Below are 25,223 nucleotides of genomic sequence, written 5' to 3'. Positions count from 1 at the left end.
TAGCGCAGACAAGTAGACAAACCAAAAGTCCACGGTTCAAATGAGCCTTAACTTTCTTAAAGCAAAATCAATGCCATTTTCACTCGCCTTTTTTGTCACAATATCAGCAGACGCTTTTAACGCTTTACTCCCGTTTCCCATCGCAATTCCCAAACCGACTAGCTTCAGCATATCAATGTCATTCCCACCGTCACCAAATGCAATCGCCTCTGACTCCTTGTATCCGAAATGAGCAAGTACGTTTTTTATCGCAACCGATTTTGAGACGTTTTCTTGTAAAACATTGACGATATATGGATGCCAACGGCTAAAGATAAGATGAGGAAATGCTTCTTGATAGCTTTCCACCATGCGCTCATCCGCATAAAGACACATTAGATAAACATCTTCACTATTGATTTTTTTTGCTAAAACGGGGTACTCGTTTAAAAACAACGTTTCTTTTAAAGCATGTGCAATTTGTTCACTTTGAATTCCATTCATGCTAAGTAATCTGTCATGTACGAAATCCCATGAGAATGCTGCGCTGCAAATAAACTTACTTCATGCACAATCAACTTGTCTAAAACGACTTGGTGGATAATTGCCTGTTCATGTGTTGCATACCCTCCGTTTGCTGTAATGAACGTTTGAATGCCAAGCACCTTTAATTCGGTGCACATCGATAACGGCCTACCAGTCGCAGCTACGACTTTAAACCCTTTATGTAAGAGCTTCTGAACGGCCTCTTTTGTTTTTTCTGGAATGTGTCCATCTCTCTCATCTGTTAACGTTCCATCCACATCAAAAAAGACGATTTTATATTTCATGTTGTCCGCCTTCTTCTTTAGATTGTAGATAGGATTCCACCCTCTACTCGAATTGCAGAACCTGTTATTGCCGCACCCTTTTCAGAAGCAAGAAACACCGCCATTGCGGCGATTTCTTCTGTGCGGACAAAACGCTTAATCGTTGAAGTTGGTTATGTTTACATATAAGCTTTTCTTCAATCGTTTCGAGTGGTTCGTCGTGATCTTCAGCTAGTTGTTTCAGTTTTTTTCCGTGTCTTCTGTTAACGTGGGACCTGGTAATAATGAATTAGCCGTAATTTTTGACCCTGCAACCAGCTCTGCAATTCCCTTTGTAAAGTTGACAATAGCTGCCTTTGACATTGAATAGGGTAGTAAGTGAACGTATGGCTTAAGCGCCGCTTCACTTGCTAAATTAATGATCCTCCCAGTATTTCTCTCTTGCATCGTAGGTAAGAATGATTGTGTGAGTTGGATGACACTCATTCGATAGTTGCTGAAACGCTTTTGCCATATAAGCTGCTGCATTATTTACAAGAATGTCTATAGCACCGATTCTCGCATTTTCAACATTGGCAATCACCCTTTCCACCTCTTAATTATTCGATAAATCCCCATGAACATGGAATACATTTCCATATTGCGCTAATTCAGCACTTGTCTCTTCTAATTTTGTTTGATCTCAACCATGAATGATGACATTTGCCCCTTCCAACAAGAACTCTTTCGCAATCGCTTTACCTATTCCTGACGTCGAACCAGTAACAAACACGTTCTTGTTTTCTAACTTTAAATGCATAAATTCACCTCATTAACAATACATCATTTTTTTTTGATTAATCGCTCAAAAAAATTAATCATGAAGTAAATGATTAATTGTATCCGACAATAAATACGCTTCTAATACATTGCGATTTAATGCGTAATAGCTAAATGTACCTCGTTTTTCTTTCTTGACAATCTCTGTGTCTAATAATATTTTCATATGATAAGACAATCTCGATTGTGCCATGCCAACAAGGGGACCAAGATCTGAAATGCATATCTCTCTCTTAGCATTCACGATTCGAATGATCTCCACCCGTTTTTCCTCTCCTAATGCTTTAAAAACGAGTTGTGCCTCTTTTAATTGTTCCATCTCTCCACCACCATGATCGTATTTTATCAAAGTTATCTGAAAAAATCCAATTCTTTTTCCCCGACTGAAAGCACAGATGAGTACGTTTAAAGTGCTTCATTTTATAAAGATCAAACTCTCTATCTTGTAAATGTGGTCCGTATATGTCCTTACAATTCTCGTTCACTCTTTTCAACAGTCTTTTAATAAGGCAAAGAGGAAGGCGGAGAACAATTTGAAACGATTTGGCAGGGTAATCACATTGTCGCCCAATCTGAATACGTACAGCAGCAAAAAATAACGATGTAGATGGAAAGCAAGCAGCACTGGATAAACTTCATATGTTTGCTGACGAGTTTGGTGAATTTCTTGGAACTGCAACTGATGGGAACTTATCACAAGAAGCTGCAACAGATATTATAAACACACATGAAGAACAAGTTATCAAGACGTTTAAACTTTATGTAAATGAAGATTACACAGGTTCTGCTGACCAATTCAGAGTAGGGTATGCATTTACGTTTGAAATTGGTAAAGGGTTAGCCGGTGCCATCGTTGCTCAACACCCAGATATGTTTGAAAATGAAGTCTTTGGTGGAACATCAGAATAACGATTGAACCTGATTACATGTACGGGAATGTTTAATCGAGATCAAGGAACGCACGAACAACGCCTTGTTGTTTACACAAAACTTGTTTCCAATGAAGAAGATAACACGCCACCAGCTCCTCCAACAGAAATCAGTATTCAAGGGGAACTCCTTTCATGGCATGCAGTCAGAGACGATGCGGTTATAGGCTATCGAATTTACGAGATTGATAGCGAAGGTAACGAACATTATGTAAGCAGTGTTTCCAACAAAGAACGAAAAACATTCTTACTTGACGATCGGGATAAATACTATCTTGTTCGCATTGTTGATGTTTTTGAACAAGAATCAGAGGATGGCGTTTTTAAAGAATGATCAGCACGAGGGTGCTTTTAAGGAGCATCCTCATCACAGACAAAATACCTCTGAGGTCTCAGGGGTATTTTGGATTGTCTCCTTTTTTCGTTCTTAGCTATAAAACAAGTCATTGATTCCGCATGAATTGCAATAAAAAACGTCACCTCCTGGAAAGCGAAATGGATGACGGGAGTGAGAACAAAGCGGGTCGACCGTTTTAATGAATCGAGATGAATCGAGAACCTGAGAGGAGGCGCTTAAATCCAAGAAGCTTTTCGACTATTTTTCCGGTTCAAACAAATCAAGCTCGTTTCCATATAAATCCTTGAAGCCAACTCCCATCCCTCCTGGTACGGTTTGTGGTTCTCCATAAAAGATAACGCCTTGAGCTTTCAACCTATTGTAATCTGCCTTAATATCATCCGTTTCAAACATCATCATGTTTAATCCTCCCCCCTGTTTTCCAATTAACTTTTCTTGTTCAGAGGTACTCGCTTTTGCAAGTTCAATAACGGTTTCATTACGGCGATCCGGAGAAATCGCTAAGTATTCCCAATCTGATCCAAACTGTTCTTCAGCACGAACAACAAAACCTAACGTGTTTACATAAAAGTCTTTAGCTTCTTCGAGATTATTGACATATACGGTGGTTTGCACCATTTTTTTAATCATCTTTACTCCTCCTTTTTCTTATCTCTACCATAGCATGACAAGTTACCCCTCATTTCTTTTTATTTGCGGTATGACAATTGCTTCTTACACATACAGCTACTTTATACAAGCTCACGCGCCACCTCCATTATTACGAATGTAAAAGAATATCCATCCCGTCAAGATCAACATTTCCTCCACTTGCTACAAGTACGACATTCCCACCTTGGTGCTGAATCTGCCCTCCTCGAAGTGCAGCCAATGTGGCCGCTCCAGAAGGTTCAACAACTTGTTTCATCCTCGCTAAATAGAAGCGAAATGCTTCTTGGATCTGCGCCTCTGTTACTGTCACCACTTCATCTACATTCGTTTGAATGAATGGAAAAGTTAACTCTCCAGGAATAGACGCCCTTAATCCATCTGCAATCGTAGAAGAAGAGGATTCAACCAACAAACGTTTCCCAGCTTGAATGGATCGAGCAGTATCATTTGCAGTTATAGGCTCTACTCCAATTACTTTAATAGCTGGATTCATTCGTTTTACGGCACTTGCAATGCCAGAAATTAATCCACCTCCGCCAATTGGCACAACAACAACTTCTGGACTTTGTATTAGCTCAAGTATTTCAATCCCAACTGTCCCCTGACCAGCCATGATTTCATAGTCATCGTATGGGGGGATGTACTCGGCTCCTTCTAATTCCTTTATTAAACGACGGGCATAGTCTAACCTCTCCTCTGACGTCGTTCCACAATGAATAACTTCCCCACCATAGCTTTTAATCGCACGTTCCTTTGCCGCGATTACGTTTTTAGGTACAACAATTATCGCCTTCATTCCAAGGGAGCGTGCGGCATACGCGACTGCTTGACCGTGATTACCCGACGATGCCGTGATGACTTGTAGCGCTCCATTTTCTTTCGCTTTTAACACGCGATTCATCGCTCCACGTATTTTAAACGAGCCCGTTTTTTGCAAATGTTCTGCCTTTACAAAAACAGATGCTCCTACTTGTTCATTTAATGTTATTGACGTAAGCAACGGTGTGTAGTGGACTTTGTTATACAAACGTTCTCTGGCTTCATTAAATTTTTGTAGTGTTAGCATGAAATGAATTCCTCCTAAAAAAACTCTCTCTTCATTATTCCATACGAAAGAATGAATACCTGCGAACCTCGACCTTTAACTTTATATACATAAAAGCTAAATAGTTAGGGGACCCTTATGTATGTGTCTGTCTTCAATGAGACCGCACATGTTCTTACTTAACTTTACAAAACAGAAAAGAGGTTGCCACATTGTATTATTATAAAGAAGAGCTAATTAATATTATTAAGCCAGATAAACCAGACCCAGCTGCTGCGAAAGTCCTTCAAGAAACGTTAGGCGGACACTTTGGAGAAATGCGTACAATGATGCAGTATTTTTTTCAAAGCTCTAATTTTAGAGGAAAGGAAAAAAAGTATCGAGATCTCATTAGAGGCATATTCCTAGAGGAAATTGCTCATGTAGAGCTTGTACAAAATACTATTAATGCGCTATTAGATGAATCCGGTGGTGAAGGTGTGGGCAACATAGCAAATGATCAAGCACCATTAAATGAAGCCATCAAACATGCAAACCCTCATCACTACATACATGGCGCTCAAGCATCGCTGCCTGTCGATGCAGCTGGAAACCCATGGAATGGTTCTTGGGTGTATAGCCACGGTAATTTAGTCGGCGACTTATTAGATAACATATCGCTTGAGTCAACCGGAGTACTCGAAAAAACGAGAATTTATGAAATGAGTTCAAACAAAACATTACGAGAAACCCTTGGATTCTTAATCGTTCGAGATAACGCCCATCAAAATGCCTTTGCTAAAGCGTTGGAAACGTTAGGCGTTGATTGGGGCAAAACATTCCCAGTTCCTAATTATGATATTAACAAATATCCTGAATGTAAGAAGTTTGTAGACCTGGGATACCATAATACACAATTTAACTTTAGATTGGATTCAACTAAGATTGGCGAGGTGCTACAAGGGCAGACCCCTAGCCGTAATGGTGGGGAGTACACAGTAACGCCCCCTCCTACCGGTTTTCCAGTTCCTGTCTTGCCTGAAATTCCAAATGAACATAGCCCAGGCCTAAAAGATTTAAACTCATAAAAAATGAAAGCCTGCTACTTGTGCAGGCTTCCGTTTTTTATGCTTGTGTATTCATCCATTTAAGCACCCGTTCCGCTAATTTCTTTGGCGTGTTTCGAAACGCATCACTTGTACTTCCTGCCAAATGGGCCGTGATCGTTACATTATCAAGGGTCAAAAATGGACTATCCTTTCTTAAAGGCTCATGATCAAATGTGTCAATCGCAGCTCCAGCAATGAGCTTATTCTGCATCGCTAAAAGGAAATCTTCTTCTTGGATTAAACCAGACCTGGCCGTATTCACGAGAATCGCTGATTCCTTCATCATCTTTAATTGCTCATAAGCAATCATATTGGTGGTTTCCTCTGTTAATCGACCATGCAAAGAGACAATATCGGACTGCTGCAATAACTCGTTTAACTCAACCTGTTTAAAATGCGTCTCGCCTTTAAAATAGGGGTCATAAAATAGAATACGTGCCTCAAATCCACTTAATAACTTGGCAACTAGCTGACCGATATGGCCAAATCCGACGATTCCAACAGTTCGACCTTCTAATTCTGGTATAAACGCTGTATTTGAAAAGTCCTTACGCCACTTCCCTTCTTTTAATGCAGCATGAGAACGAGCAATGTTTCGGATTTCTGCAAGAATCATACCTACTGTAAATTCAGCTACACTACGCGCATTTCTTCCTGGCGTGTTTAGTATTGCTATTCCTTTTTCTGCAGCTTTCGCTTGATTAATATTCTCCATCCCACCCCGAAGAACACCAATTAATTTAAGGTTTCTCGCTGACACAATGACTTTTTCTTGTATCGGCGCGAATTGCGTAATGATTAGTTCATATTGATCAATATCTTCAAATAACATGTGTGGCATCTCCACTACTTCACTGCCACCTTGCTCAATTTCCAGATTCACTTTTTGCAACTCTTCTAAACGATCATGTCTCCATTCTTTTACAGTCACATCAATTCCTGCGTCAACCAACTTCGAGAGACCTTGTTCCATCATTTTTTTTGGAATAAACAAATCAGCAATTGCCAAACATTTCATATCCACTCATTGCTCCTCTCGTTTATTAGCGCATTAGCATTCCACCAGTCGCATCCAACGTTGCACCAGTTATGTAATTTGCTTTTTCGGATACAAGAAAGCATGCGATTTCAGCGATTTCTTTTGGCTTGGCAACACGACCTAAGGGAATGCGATCAACATAGTATGCTTGATTTTTCTCTAATGCTTCTTTGACCATATCGGTTTCGACAATGCCAAGGGCAAGATTATTTACATTAATTCCATCCTTCGCGTGCTCACGCGCAAGAGAAATCGCAAACCCAATAAGCCCTGATTTACTTGCTGCATAATGGGCATGACCTGTTGTTGATCCATGGAAAGCAGCTTGAGAAGTAATATTTACGATTTTTCCGCGCTTTTCTCGTTCAAGGCAATGATTTACAAAATCTCGAGAAGTTAAAAAAACACTTGTCAAATTCACATTTAACGTTTTCTCCCATTCTGTTAAACTCATTTCCTTTACGTAACTTTTTGGCCAAACTCCAGCGTTATTAACCAGAATATCTACCTTGCCAAATTGTTGGACAACACGATCAACAAGCTGATTGGCTTCGTTTGTATTAGCCAAATCAACTTGAATCGCGATCGCTTTGCCACCAAAATGACATATCTCCTTCACAACGTCTTCTGCTTGATCTTTGTTCCCTTGATAGGTAAGTGCAATATCCACTCCTGCTTCAGCTAATGCATACGAAATAGCCTTCCCTACGCCTCTTGAACCCCCGGTAACAATCGCCGTTTTCCCCTTAATTCCTAAATTCATCGTCTATACGCCCACCTTCCAAACCAACTCCATCTTTATTAATGTCTCTTTATAGAGGCTATACTTTCTAGCATAAACATGAGCCTGCTCTCGATTTGGTGTAATTCTCCGATCCACTCGAACCATCGCTTCCGCAGCCGCTTTCATTGATTCATAGTAACCTTCCATTACTGCCGCACACATGGCTGTACCTAGAGTGCCATGCTCTTTCACTTCAACCACTTCAAGTGGCAATTGCAAACAATCAGCAAACAGTTGCACCCATACATCGGACTTTGTTACACCACCAGCAATTCTTGCCATCTCTGGCTTCTCTCTAAACTTCAGTAATCGTTCAATATGGTACATATGCCCAAACACAACACCTTCATAAATAGCACGTAAAAAATGTTCCTTTTTATGCCAACTATTCATTCCAATAAAGCACGCCTTCGCGTCTGGTACCGTATTCGTTCCAAATAGAAAAGGAAAAAACAACAAATTGCTTTCATCAGGAGTTGTCGATTCCACCAAACGATTACAAATATCGTATACAGATTTGTTCTGTTCAAAAGCATTTCTTTTTTCATCATCCATGAAGTGATCGATAAACCATTCCAGGTTACTAGCGGATGTTGGGCTTGCTTCTGTTGTTAACCAATAGTCTGGTAAACAATAAATTGAGGTCATAAACAACTCTTTATTAATAACAGGCTTCTTTGAAATATATTCATTGATGCTCCATGTTCCTGCCACAATACAGAGCTTTTCTTCTTCTACGAGTCCAGAAGCAATTGCAGACGCCGCAATATCAAAGATTCCTCCTGCGATTGGCGTTCCTTCTCGTAATCCTGTTGCTTCTGCTGCCTCTTTTGTTACGTATCCACATCGATCCGTTGATTCCTTTAAAGGCGGCAATTTCGGCATTATGTCTTCTAAGTTAAAAAAACGAAGCAATTCCTTATCATAACATCGATCTCGAACATTCAATAAATTCGTACCAGATAAATCTGTTACTTCCACAAACGCTTCACCCGTCAGCTTAAAGCGCACAAAATCTTTAACCATAAAAAGATAATCTGTTTCCATCACTACTTCCGGCTTATGTTCTTTTAGCCATGCGAGTAAAGCAACCGGCTGCCCCGCCCAAACCGATTGCATCGTTTTTGGCAAAACCTCTCTCTCAAAACGAGGATCTTGAGACCATTTATCAACATAAACCTTTGCTCGATTATCTGTGGAAATAATACCGTTATAAACCGGTTCTCCTTGCTTATTTGTTAAATATAGGCCGTTCCCATGCCCCGTGATAGACATCCCAATGATTTGATCAGCTTTAATTTGTGTGGATTGCAACACGCCTCGAATGACGGCTACATTCGCCTGCCATAATTCATCCATGTCTCGCTCGGTATGGTACGGCTGCGGCATAATCATTTTTGTTTTTCTTGAAGAGCTACCCACCTCTTTCCCTTTTAACGTATATAGAGCAGCCTTTGTAATCGTCCCTCCATTATCAATTCCAAGAACATAGTTTTCCACAAGCGATTCCCTCCTTATTAAATAAGGTCAACTCTATTGAAACGCTTACAAATTAAAAGGATACGCGGTAAGCTTGATACGCTTCTTCCACTGAGCCCTCTTGGTGAATTAAAACGTTTAATGCAGCGACTACTCCAACTGGGTTCTCACTTTGAATGATATTTCTCCCGGCAGCCACTCCTTTTGCGCCCATATCGATGCAATGCTTTACATACGTGAAATAATCCTCAATTTTTTTGGTTTTTGGACCACCTAATGCTAAGACCGGACAATTTGCTGCATTCACAATTGCTCTATCTTCCGCCCTACCTGAAAAACGTGTCTTTATTATATCCGCGCCAAACTCAGTCCCGATCCGAGCTGCTACAGCAATGACATTCGGGTCATTTGATGCTTCATTTGTAACCGCATAGCCAAAAGGCAACGTCTCACACATAAAAGGCATATTCCATTGATCAGCATCTTTCGCTAAAACAGAAGCAATTCTGTGGGACTCTGCCTCATTATCTGCACCAGGGAATGTCATTGATATGATCCCGTCCGCGCCAAGTCGAACCGCGTCTTCCACAGTTATAGATGCCATTGTCCTCGGTACACTTGGGTCAAAAATTTCAGTTGAAGCATCCGCACGAATAAGCATCCCTAATCGCCCAAAAGCATCAGCATAAGCTTTTGCCATACCATATGTAACGAGTACAGCATCTAACCCACTTTTCATTAACGCCGGCATTAACGAAATGGTCTTATCAATCTCCTCTGTTTTTGAAGAGAAATGATAGCCATCAAGGGCCAGTGTAATAGACTTTCCATCATTGGCAAAAATCCGTTTCATCCGTCTAATCTTCGTCATCAAACCACTCCTGTCTTGAATAACAAGAAACAAAAAACCCACAAATAAACCGCTACATCGATTTATTTGTGGGATAGGCGTTTATCGTATAAAGACGAACCAATAATTCTCGTTGATCATCATGTTGTTAAGTAAAGTTTATTAAAGAGCGAAGATTGCATCAAGTTGTTCTACTCATATTCCCTCATGATAAGCGGTTTGCGATACGAGGAACGACTATTATTTTTAATCGTAAAGATTCATCCTTTCTAGCATGCCATAACCCAACGGATTTCTGAGCTTTCTCTTTTTATGTTTAGACTGCATCATTTCCGGGTACATGCTTCATTGAACAAATAGAAACGAGGGCTTACTATGTTAACGCTAGAAGAGTTATATTTGTTCAAACGAGAGCTCAAACGACTAAAAACAGAAAAAACCATTTTGAGTATACAAATTGATCAAAAACAATTTCTCGACGAACAGATTGAATTGTTGCAAACCGTTGTCTCTAACTATACAAATAATCATTAATCCTGCTTACTACACAGTAAGCTTTTTTATTTGAACTAAAAAAAACGAATCAAGCCACTTAAGACAACAAACCAGCAATTCATACATCCTCTGTACTCTGTTGCATCATTTCTGTGCATGTAACAAAAAGTTACAAACTAATTTCATTCTTATCTTGTAGCAAGAGATTCTCCGTAGGAACATACGCTTTACTGGCAATAGAAACTAACAAAAGAATTTCAGAAGGATCTAATTTTCTTGCTAACTTCTGTTCGAATTCCTGCTTTAACTGCCGCACAAGTTCGATATCGGGGCTCATAGTTCCTCCTAAAGAATAGCTCTTTCTTCTTATTTTATGTAATTTTTAAATTATTTACAAGATCATTTTATAAATCATGCATATTTTATCACTTTTCTCATTTTTGTTCATATTTTATTCATAAAGAGTTTAAAAAGAAGATCGTTTCCTCCCTACTTTTGCATACCTATATTTTAGCTACTCATTTATTTCCCTTTAAATCCCTCTCTTTCGTAAGTCAAAGGTCTGAATTGCCCATAATCATACGCCTAAATACTGGTAACTAACTCCTGTTTTTACAGACAAGTATTGTCACTTTAATCAACATATGCGATTATCAATTCAAAAAGGAGTACTACCCAATGTATAAAGTTATTCGTGAATGCGAAAACGAAACAAATGTGTATCAAGATCCACATACTCAAAGGGAGATGCTCTTTCAAGATTTAAAAGAAGCACATTTAATTGCAACAAAGTTAAATCAACTCCAAGCAGAAATAAACGATCAATGGAAAGTTGTACAAGAAAAGAATGGACAAGCTTAACTACTGATAAGAAATAGTCGATGCTTTACACTTATCATTGATTTTGGCATACACGCTGCTTTCCATGGCACCGTGTATGCCGACCGCGAATACCTCCTTATTTACCTCTTAGCTCCTTTATTTTTATTTACTTTGTCGAATTTTGTAGTATTATAGTTTCGAGGTGATGCATATGTACTACGATTCAGAACGCCTGATGCAATCAGACACTGTGAAACATTTGACACGGAATGAGAAAATACACTTCATCGAGCCTGGCCGTATATCTAAAAAAGACTATTTAGTTGTTGTGACTGATCATCATATCTATTCAATTGCTATAAATAGGCCTGAATTGGAATTAAAATGCACGATCATTCGAGAAAAATTAAAGGATATTGGGTTTAAAACCAACAGCCACACGGTAGGCTATGAATACATTAGCCTTTCAGTATTCGTTGAATTTGAAAACGAGCGTACAGCTGATCGTTTTAACACAATCCTTTTACAGTATGTTCATATGAACTAGATAAAATGAGAGAAGCGCTCTCCTTCCTACCATTTAAAAACACTCATTTTCTTTCTATTAAATCCCTTCAAAAATCAACGTTTTAAACTGAATTCCAAGAGGTATAGATCTACAAAAACCTTTAGGAGGGTTTAACATGTTTGGCGGTAATAAGTGCGCTCGTAATGCTTTTGTAGCAGCGTTGATAGTTGCTGTTTTTCTAGCGATTACCTCAAGCTTTAATGTATATTCGATCATCGGAATTGTAATTATATCCACAGTTGTTTATTACGTTTGTTACTATTCCTCTAGTGACAAGAAAAGTGCTGTTTCAGATAAAGGCTAAGACCTAAGGGGTTTAGGTTTTCTGCCTACTCCCCTTATCACGGTTCTCCTCCTGTCACTCTGTTAATTCCAGTGCACCCTATGCTTTTCGTGAATTTCACAATCAAGGATTGAAAACCCACCACCATGTCATAAGACTTAGTTCCACTAACCCTAAAACATTTTTCTTTGTACTAATAAAAAATTTATTGTCTATTTTTGTCGAACACACACCTTATGACCCAATTCATTTATACTAATATTATCTTACATAAAAGGGGTCTTAAGTTTTGAAAAAAAATCACCTATTGCTATCACTCGGGCTTGTTAGCGTTATTACTCTTACAGCGTGTGGAGAAGGAGCAGATACTGACGCATCAGTGAATGAATCGAACGATCCACAAACTGAAGAAACCGCGTCTAACGAAAATAACACTAATGAAGAACAAGAAGAAGAAACAGATAGTGACTGGGAAACACAGGTCGGAGAATCAGTCGAAACTGAAGGAGGTCTTTTCACTCTTATTGCTCGACAAGATCAAATAGAAACAGTCGAAACTGGACCAATGACATTAGATATTCCACAATTAAATGTTCAGGACGTTAAACTGTCTGAGGACCTTATCGAGTTTGTAGGGTTTGAACCAACTGGTATTATTCAAATAGATATGGAAGTTAGCAACACATCAGATGATGACATTAACTTCTACGCTAGCCAAGCAACGATTACCACAAATACAGGTGAACAGCTTGAAAGTGACATGTGGTTTTCCGACCATATTGATGGAGAATTTTTAGGTCAAGTTAATAAAAGTGGCTCAATCTACTACTTCCTCACAGATTCAGATCTAGAAGAAGTTGAGAGTATTCGTATTATGATTAGTGCTCCGAACACTATAGAAGATTGGGAAGACGTTGGAGAAGAAGTTGATTTCGAAGTTAATGTAAAATAAGAGCCTTAATTGGCTCTTTTTTTCGGTCGATAAACGAACGTATATACCCATACACACTATATTTAATGCAGCTATACATCATAATCACGAAATGAGTCTCCCAGCAAAAACTATTGAAATAGCAAGGACTTACAGAGCTAGAATTCGATGGCCATTAAACTACACACTGAGTCCTTTCTCTAATGCAACAATTGTGCCATACTTTATAATAGTCGGACGGAGGGCATCATCATGAAAGATCCAGCCCTCACCTATAAAATAAACACTTGATCTTCTGACCTGCTCTCTCTTGTATTATTTAATATATAGGCCTATATGATCGTTTTAACTATAAAGACTTTTAATTTTTTCACAGAAATATTATTATGACCTAATGTTAAATACCCAACAAAGGAGAATATCTATGCCTCTTTTAGTACCAATGTTTGTTGGAATAGGATTCACATTCATTGTATATATTAACTATCCTGAATTAGCAATCATACTAACATTAGGAGGTATTTTAGGACTCCAGTTTTACCAAACACTATTACAAGAAAAAATTGCTGAAATATCAAAAGAGAATAAAAGATAAATATATAAAGGTAATTAAAAATACATACTATTATCACTACACACATTCATTCTATTTCTTTTACAAAGGAGTGCCGATATATATCGGCACTTATTTTACACCTCACGCGCAATGTACCTTCGTTTGCTCTAGAGTTTTACTGTACCGTATGATCTTTTTCAGGTTCAATCTACTAAGCCGTGAGAGGCTCGGAATTTAAAAAAGACACCGTTTTTACGGCGACTCAAAGTCTTGTTATACCTAGGACTCCACTCACAATAAATAAAATCGGGAGTAAACCCATTATCACCAGAAGAATTCTATTGTCATTACGCTTATCAGCAAAAATAATTGTCAATGTAAATAATCCTGCCAGAAAGAATCTGTAATGATCCAATAAATAGCGTTAGACTCCCCACGCCTTAAAGAAAAGATGAGATTACTTACAGATGCGAAAAAAGACAAAACTCAATATAATGATTGTTAATTTTGTTCTCTTCATGAGATCCCCCCATGCTAATTACCCTATTCCATAAAACGGAAACGATGAAAAGAGAGGCTAAGTCTACTATCTTTCTCATTAGATAAATCAATTCAATAAATCTTTATTTTGACGACGAATACAATAAATGATCGGTAAACTGATACAAATAACAAACAAAAAAATCCCTGCATATAATTCAATCATCGGAATTCTTATCCATTGATACAATTCATTCTTTAGATAAAACGCATCTTTAAGCACTCGATTAGCAATGAAAATAAAAACAAAGCCAACTGGAATGATTTTCATTAGTAATGACAAATAATGTTTACTCGTCTGAGACAGAAATAAGACAATTCCGCTATAAGCCATCCCAATCAAATAAACGAGCACTACAACTCTCACTAACCACTGACCAAATGTCCATTGATAAAAAGAAAGCAGTAACGGTTCCTCGCTACCGATAAAAAAAGAATTTAACCCATTCGAGAAATAGTGGGTGAAATCAGTGAAATACAATAAACTTCCAAAAAATCCTACGCCACAAGTAATCAACAGAAAGCTGGCAGTCATGCCACTAGCAAATTGTGTCCACAGAATTTTCCGTCCATGACGACTACTCCATTGAATTTTTTGTAATCCTAATAAGCGATCTCTAACAAAAACAGAAGGGATCAATAAAGACAACAGAAAAATAAGTAGCTTAAGAATACTTTCAAAATGAGCAGCAAAGATCATCGTTAAATCAGTGGGCAAAATATTGCGCCAACCTTCTTCTATAAACAACGTTTCTGAAAGCCTTTCTCTTTCTTTTTCAGTATAATGTTCATTGTTGAGAAACACGTCTGATGAATCAAATTGCTTCATAGAATTAAATAATTTTTGTAAGACATCGATGTTATTCACCATTGAATGACCCGTATCATCGATTAAGTCTTGCTGAATCGCATCTCTTTGTTTAACGGTTTCTTTCTCTTCCTCTAAAATAGCAAGAAGGAAAATAGATACCAAAATGATAAATCGCTAATTTTAATAAATCTAGAATTTAAAATTCGGTTCGGGTTTACTTGATAGACCATTTGTTGTAATATTTGTTGTTCCAAAACGTTCTCATCTGATCGAGAGAGGTCCGAATTGTCTTGTTCAGTTTGGAAAGTGGCTATTGATACTTTTATCATTTTGTTTGCCATTACTTTATATTTATCAAAATATGAATTGATAATAGTAGTTTTACCTGCTCCATAACCACCAGTAATAGCAATATTCTTATTATCTTCTTTATTTAAGGTGTTTTCTAAGAAAGTTAAATAAAACTCACCATCTCCCTCTAATTCCTTTTTTGCTGCTAAACTCTCAAATTCTATTAGCTTATCCATTATTTCCACCCCAATCCTATAATGCTACCCTACATACTGAAATACGCATCCCTAACAAACCGTCGTTTTAAACTATTTCCATGATTATACAATTTTGACAATTGTAAACAAATCTTGCTAAATTTCAATGCAAAATAAAAATCCGAACCTAATTCATACCCCTTAGACTTTTTACAGGGCATCAACATCAATCCAGAATGATTTATTGATTTAATAGTCTAAATTTTTAAAATATAGATTCGATATACTCCTTAATAAATTCTATTCTATCCTTGGCATTTGGCTTAAAAAGAGAAGTAATAGAAACGACCATATTTTTCTTTTTATTAAAATAAATCACATTACCTCCATCTCCCATAGCTGCATAGGCTTGTTCTTTATCATCAATAATCCACCATAAATATCCATATGATAGATTAAGTTCTTCCCATCGACTATGTTCCTTTGTACTCTCGTCTATCCATTGAGACGACACGATTTGTTTTCCATTCCAAATTCCGCCATCTAAGTATAATTGACCTATTTTCGCCATATCCATAGGAGAGAGAGTAAGACCCCATCCTGCTGTATTTACTCCATTTGGATCAGCAACCCAGCCACTGATACTTTTAGATTTATTGAATTCGCGTTGTTCCTTTACACTATGAAAAATCACATTACTCTCAAGAGTAATTCCCAATGGCAAGAATACATTTTCTATTGCGAAATCAAACACAGATTTTCCTGTTACTTTTACAAGAATGCCTGACAAAATATCTGGTCCTACGAGGGGAGTATACCTAAATTTCCCTATTTTCCCTTTACCTCCCAATAAATCAAGCGTAAATTTTACCCAGTCATCACTCATAAAATACTTAATGTAAGTGTATGGTGCAATTTTATATTTATACGGAGCTACCATTGTCAGCATATCCTTAATTGTAATATTTTGTATAGTTCTCTCTCCTCTTTTTATCGTGTAATCTGGAAAAAAATCCAATACTTTCTGATTGATACTTTTGATGTACCCCTTGTCTAAGGCAATCCCAAACAATATGGAAATAATACTTTTTGATACTGAATAAACATGGATTCGGCTAGAAGAAGTGCATTCATTAAAATAATTTTCATAAAGTGTTTTACCATCTTTTAGTACAACCATGCCTGCAATATTGCTATAATTTTTGTTTATTTTCTGTTCTAACTCTATCACTTTTTCTTGATTCATATAATTTTCCCCTTTATCATTTATTGTCTTTTTAACTCAATCGTCTTTTCTTAGATCATATGATTATCTCCTTACCCAAAGGTTAAATCGATAAGAAATTCTTTTCAACAATTATTTTTTAAAAAATTTTTATACAGAAAACATAAATCATACCTAGTAATCATTTTGAGTATAAAAATAACCGTCCATTTCTGAACGGTTGAAACATATTCTGTGGGCTTTTCGTAGCCTAAAGAAATATATTAAATTGTTAGTATCGGTAAGGGTAAATAATTATTGAAAAGAAGAAAAAAACTCCTATATTTGCCCACTTCAATATAGTTATTTACCTTATCTAATGAAATTCCTTCTTAAACTCCCTCATATAGATTCAGTTTACTCGTAAATGCTCGCTTATTCACAGGATTCCAAACCACTTTTTCAGAACAATAACGGATGATGGAATGAGTTTTGATAATTAAGGCTACATGAAGGCATGCGGGAATAGAGGAGTTAGGAACTCCAAAATTTCAAATTATATAATGCACGCATTCTCCACGCCGCCCACAAAGCTGCTAAAAGATTAAATATGACACAATCAGCAGTAAGCCATGCTATTTCTAGTTTAGAAACGGAATGGGGAGTTTCATTATTAATCTGTGACCGTAAAAAAGGGATATCACTTACTGAAATAGGACAAAAAACTATCCCGCATATAAAAGAAGTATTGAATAGAATGGAAACTATTAACCAAGAAATTTCGTTATCAACAAACATAGAGACAGGGACAATTCGTATAGGTACCTTTGCCAGTGCCTCTTCCTGTTTATTACCAAAATTGCTTGTGAAATTCCAAGAAAAACACCCTAATATTAAATTTACATTTTATGAAGGTACATATGAAGAGATAACAGAATGGTTGCTATCTGGAATTATTGACATTGGGTTTGTTGTAGAAGTGGAATCAAATACTGAATTTGATACAGTTCCTCTCATAAAGGATAGAATGGTTGTATCCTTTCATGCCGAGCACAAATTCCTTCATAAAGATACAATAGATATGCACGATATCGAGAAAGAACCTTTCATCATGCCAACAGGAATGTACCAATCACATGTAGAGGAGTTATTTAAACAAGCACAAATTAAACCGTTTATCCGTTTTGAAGTACATGATTGCAATACCATTGCTAATATGGTACAAGAAGGACTTGGTATCACAATCGGACCGGAATTACTTTTAAAAACCCAGCAAAATATCAAAATTGAAAATCTGATTTTATTAAATTACCGTGAAGTTTCATTAACTTGCTCTTCAATTTCTGAAGCATCTCCGGCTGTTAAAGAATTTCTAAAGATTGCTGAAAATGCCTTTCACGACTCCAATAAATCAAGCTATGAGGAAGTTTCAATCAAATAATTGGGGCAACAAGTTGCAAACATGATGTTAAGTTTTTCCAAAATTAAATTAAGAGTAAGTATAAAGGGTTGGGACAATAGTAATTTTTGGATGGCATTACCGTTAGGGAACAAATTGAATAGGATTGGTCGACACATAAAGACACTAACAACAAGGAATTGAGGGAATGATGATTGAAAAACCATCTGATACCTTTCAAGAAAATTGTAGCGAAATAATGATAGAAATTAGGAAACAATATGGTTTTCTTCATAGACCTACAAAAAAATAAAAGACCAGACACTTATAAGAAAGTATCCAGCCACTTGCTTGCTCTTGACGAGCGATCAAAAGAATATAGGCTAGCTCTTTACGAGCAATCTTAATACTAAATTATAGCAAATTACTATAAGAGTCAAGATATTGGAGATAGGATAGGATTTTTCCAAATTTGGAAATAATAAAATCGAAGAGTCACCGGGAAAAGCACCGGCAAACTTTCGGAATTGGAACTTGAGCAAAAGAAAAGAACTGGATCACAAATGGGACCAGCTCGAATTGTATTGTATTGAGTTGAGATTGAAAAAAAACCGATTGGAGGAGGATTGAAAAACCACAAGAGTAGATAATGCTTCAACCGTTCTTATCTCTATTTATCCTTCTCTCTGCTATACCAACTTAGTTCCATCAGCGAAGAACAAAGTTAGCGTCAGAAAGAAACAAGTATTTATGAGACAAGTTGATTTTTAAATGTCATAGCTTATCTCCACTTTTAAAACAAGATATCTAAATCTCTTTCTTAAATTCCTTTTCAAGGGTTCGTTCATAACGTTCTAGCTCTTCTATAGAAGTCCAGTAAAGCTCTAATGCGTGAATTTCAACACCATATTTTTGATAGATCCGTTCCCAAATTTCTTCTTTCTTCTTTCTTCTTTCTTCTTTCTTTCTCGCCCAATAGCTTTTTGTTTCCTCTCTTCTTTATTTTTTCTAATTTTTAATTCTTTTTTAGCCTCTAACTCAGTGTTAAATAAGTTCTTCATTGAAACTAATTTTGCCTTTCCACCAGATTCTAAATGACACCAAACGGAAGTTCCTCTCTTGCTCAATTTTACAGGTTTAACTCTCACTATTTTGTTGTCTCTAACAGCATAATTCATTGTTTCCTTTTCCACTTCATATACTCTCCTTTTTAGTTTCTAAGTAATTAACTCAAACCAGTTTTTTCTATCTTTGTATTCTATTAAATACCATTTTAATTATAAGTCCTTGTTTCCATTTTTCCTTTTAATTAGCACAATATTAAGAACTTAATTTGTTCAGGCCTTCGTTTAACTCTATATCTTTATCTTATCTGCAAAAAGGGTTTAAAAGGTTGCCTGGCAAGTCACATTTAGGATATTGAACAAAAAAACAGCCCACCCAATGGATTAGCCCTCATAAATATTATTACATACTTTTGATTTCTCTTTGAATGGATAATGAACACTTTAGAATATCCATTTCCTAATCAATATTAAATTTGACTAAATCCCCTTTCTTCTCTCAATTCCCAAACCTTGGATGAAATATTACAAACCTAACTTAATTCGTTTCTCTACTATGTACAACCAAAATAAACTCTTCCTAAATCACGCCCCTCCAACCCGCATTCCACCGTTCGAGTTAAAATAAAGTTTTGCTACGGAACCCCCATTTTGGACGTTTTTTGGTTTGAAAATGGACGTTTTTGGCCTCTATTTCACCTGTTTTTTCACCATTTTTTCCGTATTTGGAATAAAGTCTTGCGAGAATGGAAGAAAGAATAAAATCGAGAAAGGATAGGCAGGGCAAGGGATTAGACATGAAAAGACCCCGAAATCGCAAATGTTTATTTTTACGAAATCAGGGTCGAAATAGCAAATGTTTATTCTTATTGTCAGGTGTTTATTTTAGTTAGACAACACCAAGGTTAACAACGCCACACACTCCACATGTGTCGTCTGCGGAAACATGTCTACCGGTGTGACTTCCTGCGTCTCATAACCACCATCTTCAAGAATGCGTAAATCACGGGCAAGCGTCCCCGGGTTACACGATACGTAGACAATTCGTTTTGGCTTCATATCAAGCATCGTTGTAAGCAAGGATTCCTCGCAACCTTTTCGTGGTGGGTCAACGACAATAACATCTGCATGTATTCCTTGAGCATGCCACCACGGAATGACTTTTTCAGCTTCGCCAACAGCAAAAGTCGCGTTATCGATGTGATTGAGTTTCGCATTTCGTTTTGCGTCAGTAATCGCTTCTGGAACAATTTCTACCCCATACACATGGCGCGCTTTTTGTGCAAGGAAAAGCGAGATTGTACCTATACCGCAATAGGCATCGATGACCGTTTCACTTCCATTTAAGTCTGCATATTCAAGCGCTTTGCTATAAAGACGATTCGTCTGATCAGGGTTTACTTGGTAAAACGAGCGGGCCGAGATAGCAAAGCGAATGCCATTAATTTCATCGTATAAATACGTTTCGCCCCAAAGGACTTCAGTGTGTTTTCCAAAGATCACGTTTGTGCGCTCACTATTTACGTTTTGTACAATGGAGACCACACCTGGAACATGCTCTTTGATCCCGGCAATAAGCTCTTCTTGATGTGGCAGTTTTTTGCCTTTTGTCACGAGTACGACCATGACCTGGTCCGTTGTTTTGCCATACCGAGCAACGATGTGACGGAGCACTCCGTTATGTTTTTCTTCATCATAAGCTGAAATGTGCAGCTCTTTGGCAAGTCGTTTAACGGTTTGCACCACAATGTCGTTTTCTTTATGTTGAATGATGCATTCATCCATATCGACAATGCTGTGGCTCCGCTTTGCGTAAAAGCCGGCGACTAGCTCACCATGTTGAAACGCAACTGGAACTTGTGACTTATTGCGGTAACGCCAAGGGTCTTCCATTCCTAAAACAGGATGAACGGGTACATTAGGCAGTTTGGCAACACGTTCCATCACGTCTTTGACTTGCTTTTGTTTTGATGTAAGCTGCGCCTCGTAGTCCATATGTTGGATTTGGCAGCCTCCACATTTATAAAAAATTGGACATGGAGGTTCAACGCGGTGTTCGCTTGTTTTTTCAACGTTCAGTAAGCGCGCAAACCCGTATCCTTTTTTTGTTTTAATCACTTTCACTTCTGTTGTTTCACCAGGCAGAGCGTTTGGGACAAACAAGGCATAGCCATCTACTTTTGCCACGCCAGAGCCATCATGTGTTAAATCGTCTATTGTGACTGTCAGTTTGTCGTTTTTCTGAACAGGCGGTGCTTGTTTTTTCATGGTTTCTTTACGTCCTTTTTTGGCGGATTTCACTTTTCCCATTGTACCATGAAGGACGTGCCTAACAAAGGCTTAAACAGCAATGCGCTGTTTTAATGCATGAAGATAGGTCTGAGCGAATATTCGGCATGCCTCAATTTCCGCATCTGTATTTGGATCAAATTCGATTTCTAGACATTCACTTACAATGGTTGCTCCGCATTCTCGAAGTGTTTTTTCAAAAATATGTACCGCCTCACAATAAGAAGGATACACACGATCTCCAGAACCAAAAGCAGCTGCTGGTATACCTGATAAATCGATTTCCGTCAATTCTTCTTCAAAATCCTCTGCTTCATAAGGTAAATCTCCGTCCCCCCACGTATAGCTACCTATAAGCACCCCGTCATAATCTTCTAAGTCACTCGCTGAATAGCCATCCATTTCTTCAACGTCTACATTTACTCCACCTTTTAAAAGTTCTTTTTTTATGATTACAGCAATATCTTCTGTATTTCCTGACATGCTGGCAAAGACAATACACACTCGCATTGGAAATTCTCTCCTTTCCGTTCTCCTCATTAGTTTAAATGATAGTGATAATCATTTTCAACTATAAAATAAAAAACGATTCTCCTAAAGAATAGCTTGCGGTGGCTAGCTGATCACGGTAGTGTCATAGTAAAGACTTGGGAGGTATCTGAATGGTCCCACCAAAACACTTTGTTTCGGCAGCAACCATTGTTGTCAATTCAAACGAAGAGCTTTTATTAATCAAAGGTCCACGGAGAGGATGGGAAATGCCTGGCGGTCAAGTAGAGATTAGTGAATCGATACAAGCTGCAGCGATACGTGAAACAAAAGAAGAAACAGGAATTGATGTTGAAATCATCAAATTTTGTGGTGTTTATCAGAACATCAACCATTCGATTTGCAACATCCTCTTTTTAGCTAAACCAATTGGCGGTGAACCTACTCCATCAGAAGAAAGTCTAGAAGTTGGATTTTTTCCACTTGCGAAAGCACTTGAAATGGTTACGTGGAATAATTTTAGCCAACGAATCGAGGATTGTTTAAACAATACGAATCAACCATTTCTCGTTGAATTTTGACCTTTATAACATGAATAAGAGGCCATAGCTGACTATGACCTCTTGCTTTGTTTTGTTATCCTTTTCCATGCTTATAGAAATTTGTAAAGTAATCGTTCGTTTCAGAAACGACAACTTTCCAAAGCAACAGCAAGGCAATTAAGTTTGGAATCATCATAAGTGCATTAGCCATGTCGGCAAATGCCCATACTGTTTGAAGGCTTGCCACAGTACCAATTCCACAAGCAAGTACATAAATAATACGGTAAGACGTAATTCCTTTTGTTCCAATTAAGTATTCAAAACATTTCTCACCGTATACATACCAACCAACAATTGTGGAGAAGCCAAAGAATATAACAGAAAGAGATACAATATATTCACCTACGACTCCAAGGACTGAACCAAAGGCAGCACTGGTTAAAGCACCTGCTTCAAGCGTTGAGTCATGAGGTACGTTAGAAATTAAACCGCCTGTTTGATCCCAGAAACCAGTAATTAGTAAGACAAGTCCGGTCATCGTGCAGACAATAATTGTTACTATAAACGTACCTGTCATTGCAACAAGTGCCTGTTTAACTGGATGATCACCACGAGCACTCCCTGCAATTAATGCAGCTGTACCAAGACCAGCTTCGTTAGAAAAGATTCCTCGAGCAACACCATTGCGAATCGCTTCAGCAACTACAATACCAACAAAACCGCCAACAGCAGCAACTGGGTTAAATGCATAATAGAAAATCAGTTCAAACGCAGGTAAAATTAAATTATAATTAAGTATCAAAATTAAAATCGCTGCACCCATGTACAAAATCGCCATGATCGGAACAAAGAAACTTGCTACAGTGCTAATGCGCTGAATTCCGCCAAAGATTATGAAGCTAACTAGAACAATTAGAAGAAGTCCTGTTAGCCAGTTTGGAATACTAAAACTAGTTAAAGCAACATCTGCAATTGTATTTGACTGTACGCTGTTTCCAATACCAAGTGCCGCTATCGCTCCAAATAATGCGAATGCGATTGCAAGAAATTTAAATTTCTTTCCTAACCCTTTTTCAATATAATACATTGGACCGCTTGAATATTCACCACGATCATTTTTTACACGGTATTTCACTGCAAGAAGCGCTTCTGCATACTTCGTGGCCATTCCTAGCAAACCAACAATCCACATCCAGAAAATGGCTCCAGGACCACCAAGCGTAACGGCCGTTGCTACACCAGCAATGTTTCCAATTCCGATTGTCGCTGATAACGTTGTCATTAATGTTTTAAAATGACTTATGTCTCCTTCAGCAGCGGAATCTTTTTCGTCTTCCTTTCCAAAGCCAAGTCTAAACGCGTGACCTAACCGACGAAATTGTAAGCCTTTGAGGGCAAAGGTTAAAAATAAGCCTGTCCCAAAAAGTAAAATTAAACTGGGTGGTCCCCATAAAACTGCGTTGATATTCTCGAGTACTTCTAAAATACTCATGTTGCTCACCCCTAAGGACATCCTATTGTATGATAATATTATCTAATCGTAAGTTATTCTATCACGACAATCAAGACTTGTATTTGTGAATGTACACAAACTGAAAACGCTTGCTTCGTGATTTACAACAAATTAAAGAAGGAGCTTGATTTATGGACAAAGAATCGAACCACCTTTTCAATCAACCATTTGATTCACTCGACGACTTCGCGGACGCCATCAGTGAGCGTCTCCATTGTCCTGTTACAATAGAAGATTCGAATCACCATTTGCTTGCTTATAGTTCTCACGAAGATGAAACCGATGCTGCTCGCATCTCGACTATTATTGGAAGACGGGTGCCCGAACGTGTCATCAATCGCTTTTGGAAAGACGGGGTAATCCCCACGCTCAATAAAAGTGATGACCCACTAGTAATCCCGACGATTTCTGATATCGGTCTTGGCAATCGTGTTGCTATCTCCATTCGGAAGAATGAAGAAGTCCTTGGCTACATATGGGTTCTTGAGGTCGGTCGCTCTCTGACTGAGCAAGATTTAGCTGACTTAAAATTGGCTGCTATTAAAGCAAGAAATCAACTTTTACAATTAAATTTACAAACAAAACGAAGAGAACGGAACGACCAAGAATTGCTCTGGCAAATGATGACAGGTGATGTCGCAGACCACAATACGGTTGCTGGACATTTAAAGCGCTTGGGATTAAAAAAAGATCAGGCCATTGCCATCATTGTGTTTTCGTTTGAGTCGATGACACAAGCACAATATAAGCAGCTTGCCTATGCAGCAAAAACAGCACAGCGCATGGAAATTCTCATTCAAACACTCGATGAAAATGAATTAATTTTATTAGTATCACCTAAATCTGTGGTGGATTTTGATCAAGAAGCGCGTGAGTTTATTGCTACATTCTCTGGACAACTGAAGGAACGTTTTGATCTCTGTATGACCGCATCTGGCTGTAGCTATCCGAAAGAACAATATGATGATGTAAAGTCTAGCTTTGAAGAAGCCAGTACCGTCATTCGTTTAAAGCAATTATTTAAAAGAGAACTACATGAATCTATTTTTTATCATGAACTAGGTGTTTTTCGTTACATTGATATCCTAAAACGTTCAAGTGACACGAAGAAGCTTGCTGCCAACCATGTCATTCAAAAATTACAAGCTTATGATCGTGAGAATCGAACGAACTTGCTAGAGACGCTTGAAGCTGTTCTCGATAAAGAAGACAATATGAGCGAAGCTGCAAAATTGCTTCATTGTCATGTAAACACATTAAATTATCGTCTAAAACGAATTAAAGAAATTACAATGGTTGATTTAAAAGACCCTGTCCAAAAAATTGGCATTTATTTAGATATGAAGCTCTTTCACAACATGAAATAGACCGTTTGTTGATTTACACAAACAAACGCTTC

Annotated in this window: 31 protein-coding genes and 1 pseudogene; 12 read left to right on the top strand and 20 right to left on the bottom strand. The window is 37.8% G+C overall.

Annotated features, from left to right (window positions below; translation table 11 throughout):
* Window positions 1-36: 36 nt before the first annotated feature.
* The 6 genes and pseudogenes from BK584_RS20805 to BK584_RS20790 form a co-directional block, all read right to left on the bottom strand.
* Window positions 37-809 (bottom strand): annotated as a pseudogene (locus BK584_RS20805) (Cof-type HAD-IIB family hydrolase).
* Between the two features lie 17 nt (window positions 810-826).
* A complete protein-coding gene (locus tag BK584_RS25655) occupies window positions 827-949 on the bottom strand; it encodes an SDR family oxidoreductase (RefSeq protein ID WP_139365799.1) in 123 nt (40 codons plus the stop codon).
* 79 nt (window positions 950-1,028) lie between these two features.
* The gene (locus tag BK584_RS25650) at window positions 1,029-1,274 is read right to left on the bottom strand and encodes an SDR family NAD(P)-dependent oxidoreductase (protein WP_169871428.1); all 246 of its coding nucleotides are present in this window, start codon (window positions 1,272-1,274) and stop codon (window positions 1,029-1,031) included.
* Entirely contained in the window at window positions 1,204-1,371 is a 168-nt protein-coding gene (locus BK584_RS24800) for a hypothetical protein (RefSeq protein ID WP_169870938.1), read from the bottom strand. Before BK584_RS24800 ends, BK584_RS25650 begins: the two co-directional genes overlap by 71 nt.
* 99 nt (window positions 1,372-1,470) lie before the next feature.
* The gene (locus tag BK584_RS24280) at window positions 1,471-1,587 is read right to left on the bottom strand and encodes an SDR family NAD(P)-dependent oxidoreductase (protein WP_139365726.1); all 117 of its coding nucleotides are present in this window, start codon (window positions 1,585-1,587) and stop codon (window positions 1,471-1,473) included.
* Between the two features lie 54 nt (window positions 1,588-1,641).
* Window positions 1,642-1,926 (bottom strand): ArsR/SmtB family transcription factor, encoded by a 285-nt coding sequence (locus BK584_RS20790; RefSeq protein ID WP_078394361.1) that lies wholly within the window; start codon window positions 1,924-1,926, stop codon window positions 1,642-1,644.
* Window positions 1,927-2,246: 320 nt separating this feature from the next.
* Between BK584_RS20790 and BK584_RS20785 the strand changes: the two genes are divergently transcribed.
* Window positions 2,247-2,516, top strand: coding sequence for a hypothetical protein (locus BK584_RS20785; RefSeq protein ID WP_078394360.1), 270 nt, complete (start codon window positions 2,247-2,249; stop codon window positions 2,514-2,516).
* A gap of 3 nt (window positions 2,517-2,519) precedes the next feature.
* Complete coding sequence (locus tag BK584_RS20780) at window positions 2,520-2,870, top strand: hypothetical protein (RefSeq protein ID WP_078394359.1); 351 nt, start codon at window positions 2,520-2,522, stop codon at window positions 2,868-2,870.
* A gap of 261 nt (window positions 2,871-3,131) precedes the next feature.
* On the opposite strand, the gene BK584_RS20775 is transcribed toward BK584_RS20780, so the two are convergent.
* A complete protein-coding gene (locus BK584_RS20775; protein WP_078394358.1) occupies window positions 3,132-3,524 on the bottom strand; it encodes a VOC family protein in 393 nt (130 codons plus the stop codon).
* A 130-nt stretch (window positions 3,525-3,654) separates the two neighbouring features.
* Entirely contained in the window at window positions 3,655-4,611 is a 957-nt protein-coding gene (locus BK584_RS20770) for a threonine ammonia-lyase (protein ID WP_078394357.1), read from the bottom strand.
* Window positions 4,612-4,802: 191 nt separating this feature from the next.
* On the opposite strand from BK584_RS20770, the gene BK584_RS20765 reads away from it, so the two are divergent.
* Window positions 4,803-5,657: a manganese catalase family protein gene (locus BK584_RS20765; RefSeq protein WP_078394356.1), complete on the top strand. Its 855-nt coding sequence runs from the start codon at window positions 4,803-4,805 to the stop codon at window positions 5,655-5,657.
* A 37-nt stretch (window positions 5,658-5,694) separates the two neighbouring features.
* Here BK584_RS20765 and BK584_RS20760 read toward each other — a convergent pair whose 3' ends face one another.
* The 4 genes from BK584_RS20760 to BK584_RS20745 are packed head-to-tail and all read right to left on the bottom strand — an operon-like array spanning window position 5,695 to window position 9,851.
* Window positions 5,695-6,696 carry a 2-hydroxyacid dehydrogenase gene (locus BK584_RS20760; RefSeq protein WP_078395782.1) on the bottom strand — a complete coding sequence of 334 codons (1,002 nt, stop codon included), beginning with the start codon at window positions 6,694-6,696 and terminating at the stop codon, window positions 5,695-5,697.
* A 25-nt stretch (window positions 6,697-6,721) separates the two neighbouring features.
* The gene (locus BK584_RS20755; RefSeq protein ID WP_078394355.1) at window positions 6,722-7,480 is read right to left on the bottom strand and encodes an SDR family NAD(P)-dependent oxidoreductase; all 759 of its coding nucleotides are present in this window, start codon (window positions 7,478-7,480) and stop codon (window positions 6,722-6,724) included.
* Window positions 7,481-7,483: 3 nt separating this feature from the next.
* Window positions 7,484-9,001: an FGGY-family carbohydrate kinase gene (locus BK584_RS20750; protein ID WP_078394354.1), complete on the bottom strand. Its 1,518-nt coding sequence runs from the start codon at window positions 8,999-9,001 to the stop codon at window positions 7,484-7,486.
* A gap of 52 nt (window positions 9,002-9,053) precedes the next feature.
* Window positions 9,054-9,851, bottom strand: a complete 798-nt coding sequence (locus tag BK584_RS20745; protein ID WP_078394353.1) for a class I fructose-bisphosphate aldolase — start codon at window positions 9,849-9,851, stop codon at window positions 9,054-9,056.
* 354 nt (window positions 9,852-10,205) lie between these two features.
* On the opposite strand from BK584_RS20745, the gene BK584_RS24795 reads away from it, so the two are divergent.
* A complete protein-coding gene (locus BK584_RS24795) occupies window positions 10,206-10,364 on the top strand; it encodes a hypothetical protein (RefSeq protein WP_169871426.1) in 159 nt (52 codons plus the stop codon).
* A 130-nt stretch (window positions 10,365-10,494) separates the two neighbouring features.
* Here BK584_RS24795 and BK584_RS24790 read toward each other — a convergent pair whose 3' ends face one another.
* Window positions 10,495-10,662, bottom strand: a complete 168-nt coding sequence (locus tag BK584_RS24790) for a hypothetical protein (protein WP_169871424.1) — start codon at window positions 10,660-10,662, stop codon at window positions 10,495-10,497.
* A gap of 341 nt (window positions 10,663-11,003) precedes the next feature.
* Between BK584_RS24790 and BK584_RS20740 the strand changes: the two genes are divergently transcribed.
* From BK584_RS20740 to BK584_RS24785, 5 genes are all read left to right on the top strand, one after another.
* Window positions 11,004-11,186 carry a hypothetical protein gene (locus BK584_RS20740; protein ID WP_078394352.1) on the top strand — a complete coding sequence of 61 codons (183 nt, stop codon included), beginning with the start codon at window positions 11,004-11,006 and terminating at the stop codon, window positions 11,184-11,186.
* Between the two features lie 172 nt (window positions 11,187-11,358).
* Window positions 11,359-11,694 carry a hypothetical protein gene (locus BK584_RS20735; protein WP_078394351.1) on the top strand — a complete coding sequence of 112 codons (336 nt, stop codon included), beginning with the start codon at window positions 11,359-11,361 and terminating at the stop codon, window positions 11,692-11,694.
* Between the two features lie 136 nt (window positions 11,695-11,830).
* A complete protein-coding gene (locus tag BK584_RS20730) occupies window positions 11,831-12,019 on the top strand; it encodes a hypothetical protein (protein ID WP_078394350.1) in 189 nt (62 codons plus the stop codon).
* Between the two features lie 268 nt (window positions 12,020-12,287).
* Window positions 12,288-12,950, top strand: coding sequence for a hypothetical protein (locus tag BK584_RS20725; protein ID WP_078394349.1), 663 nt, complete (start codon window positions 12,288-12,290; stop codon window positions 12,948-12,950).
* Window positions 12,951-13,353: 403 nt separating this feature from the next.
* A complete protein-coding gene (locus tag BK584_RS24785; RefSeq protein ID WP_169871422.1) occupies window positions 13,354-13,524 on the top strand; it encodes a hypothetical protein in 171 nt (56 codons plus the stop codon).
* Window positions 13,525-14,092: 568 nt separating this feature from the next.
* Here BK584_RS24785 and BK584_RS20720 read toward each other — a convergent pair.
* From BK584_RS20720 to BK584_RS20710, 3 genes are all read right to left on the bottom strand, one after another.
* Window positions 14,093-14,998, bottom strand: a complete 906-nt coding sequence (locus tag BK584_RS20720) for a hypothetical protein (RefSeq protein WP_078394348.1) — start codon at window positions 14,996-14,998, stop codon at window positions 14,093-14,095.
* The gene (locus tag BK584_RS20715; RefSeq protein ID WP_078394347.1) at window positions 14,968-15,363 is read right to left on the bottom strand and encodes a YobI family P-loop NTPase; all 396 of its coding nucleotides are present in this window, start codon (window positions 15,361-15,363) and stop codon (window positions 14,968-14,970) included. Before BK584_RS20715 ends, BK584_RS20720 begins: the two co-directional genes overlap by 31 nt.
* 226 nt (window positions 15,364-15,589) lie before the next feature.
* The gene (locus BK584_RS20710; RefSeq protein ID WP_078394346.1) at window positions 15,590-16,570 is read right to left on the bottom strand and encodes a serine hydrolase domain-containing protein; all 981 of its coding nucleotides are present in this window, start codon (window positions 16,568-16,570) and stop codon (window positions 15,590-15,592) included.
* A gap of 529 nt (window positions 16,571-17,099) precedes the next feature.
* Here BK584_RS20710 and BK584_RS20705 point away from each other — a divergent pair.
* A complete protein-coding gene (locus BK584_RS20705) occupies window positions 17,100-17,969 on the top strand; it encodes a LysR family transcriptional regulator (RefSeq protein ID WP_245809025.1) in 870 nt (289 codons plus the stop codon).
* 842 nt (window positions 17,970-18,811) lie between these two features.
* On the opposite strand, the gene BK584_RS20700 is transcribed toward BK584_RS20705, so the two are convergent.
* From BK584_RS20700 to BK584_RS20690, 3 genes are all read right to left on the bottom strand, one after another.
* The gene (locus tag BK584_RS20700) at window positions 18,812-19,120 is read right to left on the bottom strand and encodes a hypothetical protein (RefSeq protein ID WP_078394344.1); all 309 of its coding nucleotides are present in this window, start codon (window positions 19,118-19,120) and stop codon (window positions 18,812-18,814) included.
* Between the two features lie 756 nt (window positions 19,121-19,876).
* On the bottom strand, window positions 19,877-21,259 hold the full coding sequence (gene rlmD, locus BK584_RS20695) for a 23S rRNA (uracil(1939)-C(5))-methyltransferase RlmD (protein WP_078394343.1): 1,383 nt from the start codon (window positions 21,257-21,259) through the stop codon (window positions 19,877-19,879).
* A 72-nt stretch (window positions 21,260-21,331) separates the two neighbouring features.
* The gene (locus BK584_RS20690) at window positions 21,332-21,790 is read right to left on the bottom strand and encodes a flavodoxin (protein ID WP_078394342.1); all 459 of its coding nucleotides are present in this window, start codon (window positions 21,788-21,790) and stop codon (window positions 21,332-21,334) included.
* A gap of 152 nt (window positions 21,791-21,942) precedes the next feature.
* Between BK584_RS20690 and BK584_RS20685 the strand changes: the two genes are divergently transcribed.
* On the top strand, window positions 21,943-22,350 hold the full coding sequence (locus BK584_RS20685; RefSeq protein ID WP_078394341.1) for an NUDIX hydrolase: 408 nt from the start codon (window positions 21,943-21,945) through the stop codon (window positions 22,348-22,350).
* Between the two features lie 55 nt (window positions 22,351-22,405).
* Here the strand turns inward: BK584_RS20685 and BK584_RS20680 are convergent, their stop codons facing one another.
* Window positions 22,406-23,803, bottom strand: a complete 1,398-nt coding sequence (locus BK584_RS20680; RefSeq protein WP_078394340.1) for an alanine/glycine:cation symporter family protein — start codon at window positions 23,801-23,803, stop codon at window positions 22,406-22,408.
* 152 nt (window positions 23,804-23,955) lie between these two features.
* Here BK584_RS20680 and BK584_RS20675 point away from each other — a divergent pair, with 152 nt between their 5' ends.
* A complete protein-coding gene (locus BK584_RS20675) occupies window positions 23,956-25,191 on the top strand; it encodes a PucR family transcriptional regulator (RefSeq protein WP_078394339.1) in 1,236 nt (411 codons plus the stop codon).
* Window positions 25,192-25,223 lie beyond the last annotated feature (32 nt).

This window comes from Shouchella patagoniensis (assembly GCF_002019705.1).
Lineage (GTDB): Bacteria > Bacillota > Bacilli > Bacillales > Bacillaceae_D > Shouchella > Shouchella patagoniensis.
The sequence above is the reverse complement of the archived record's forward strand: the minus strand, read 5'-3'. Positions and strand labels throughout refer to the sequence as shown.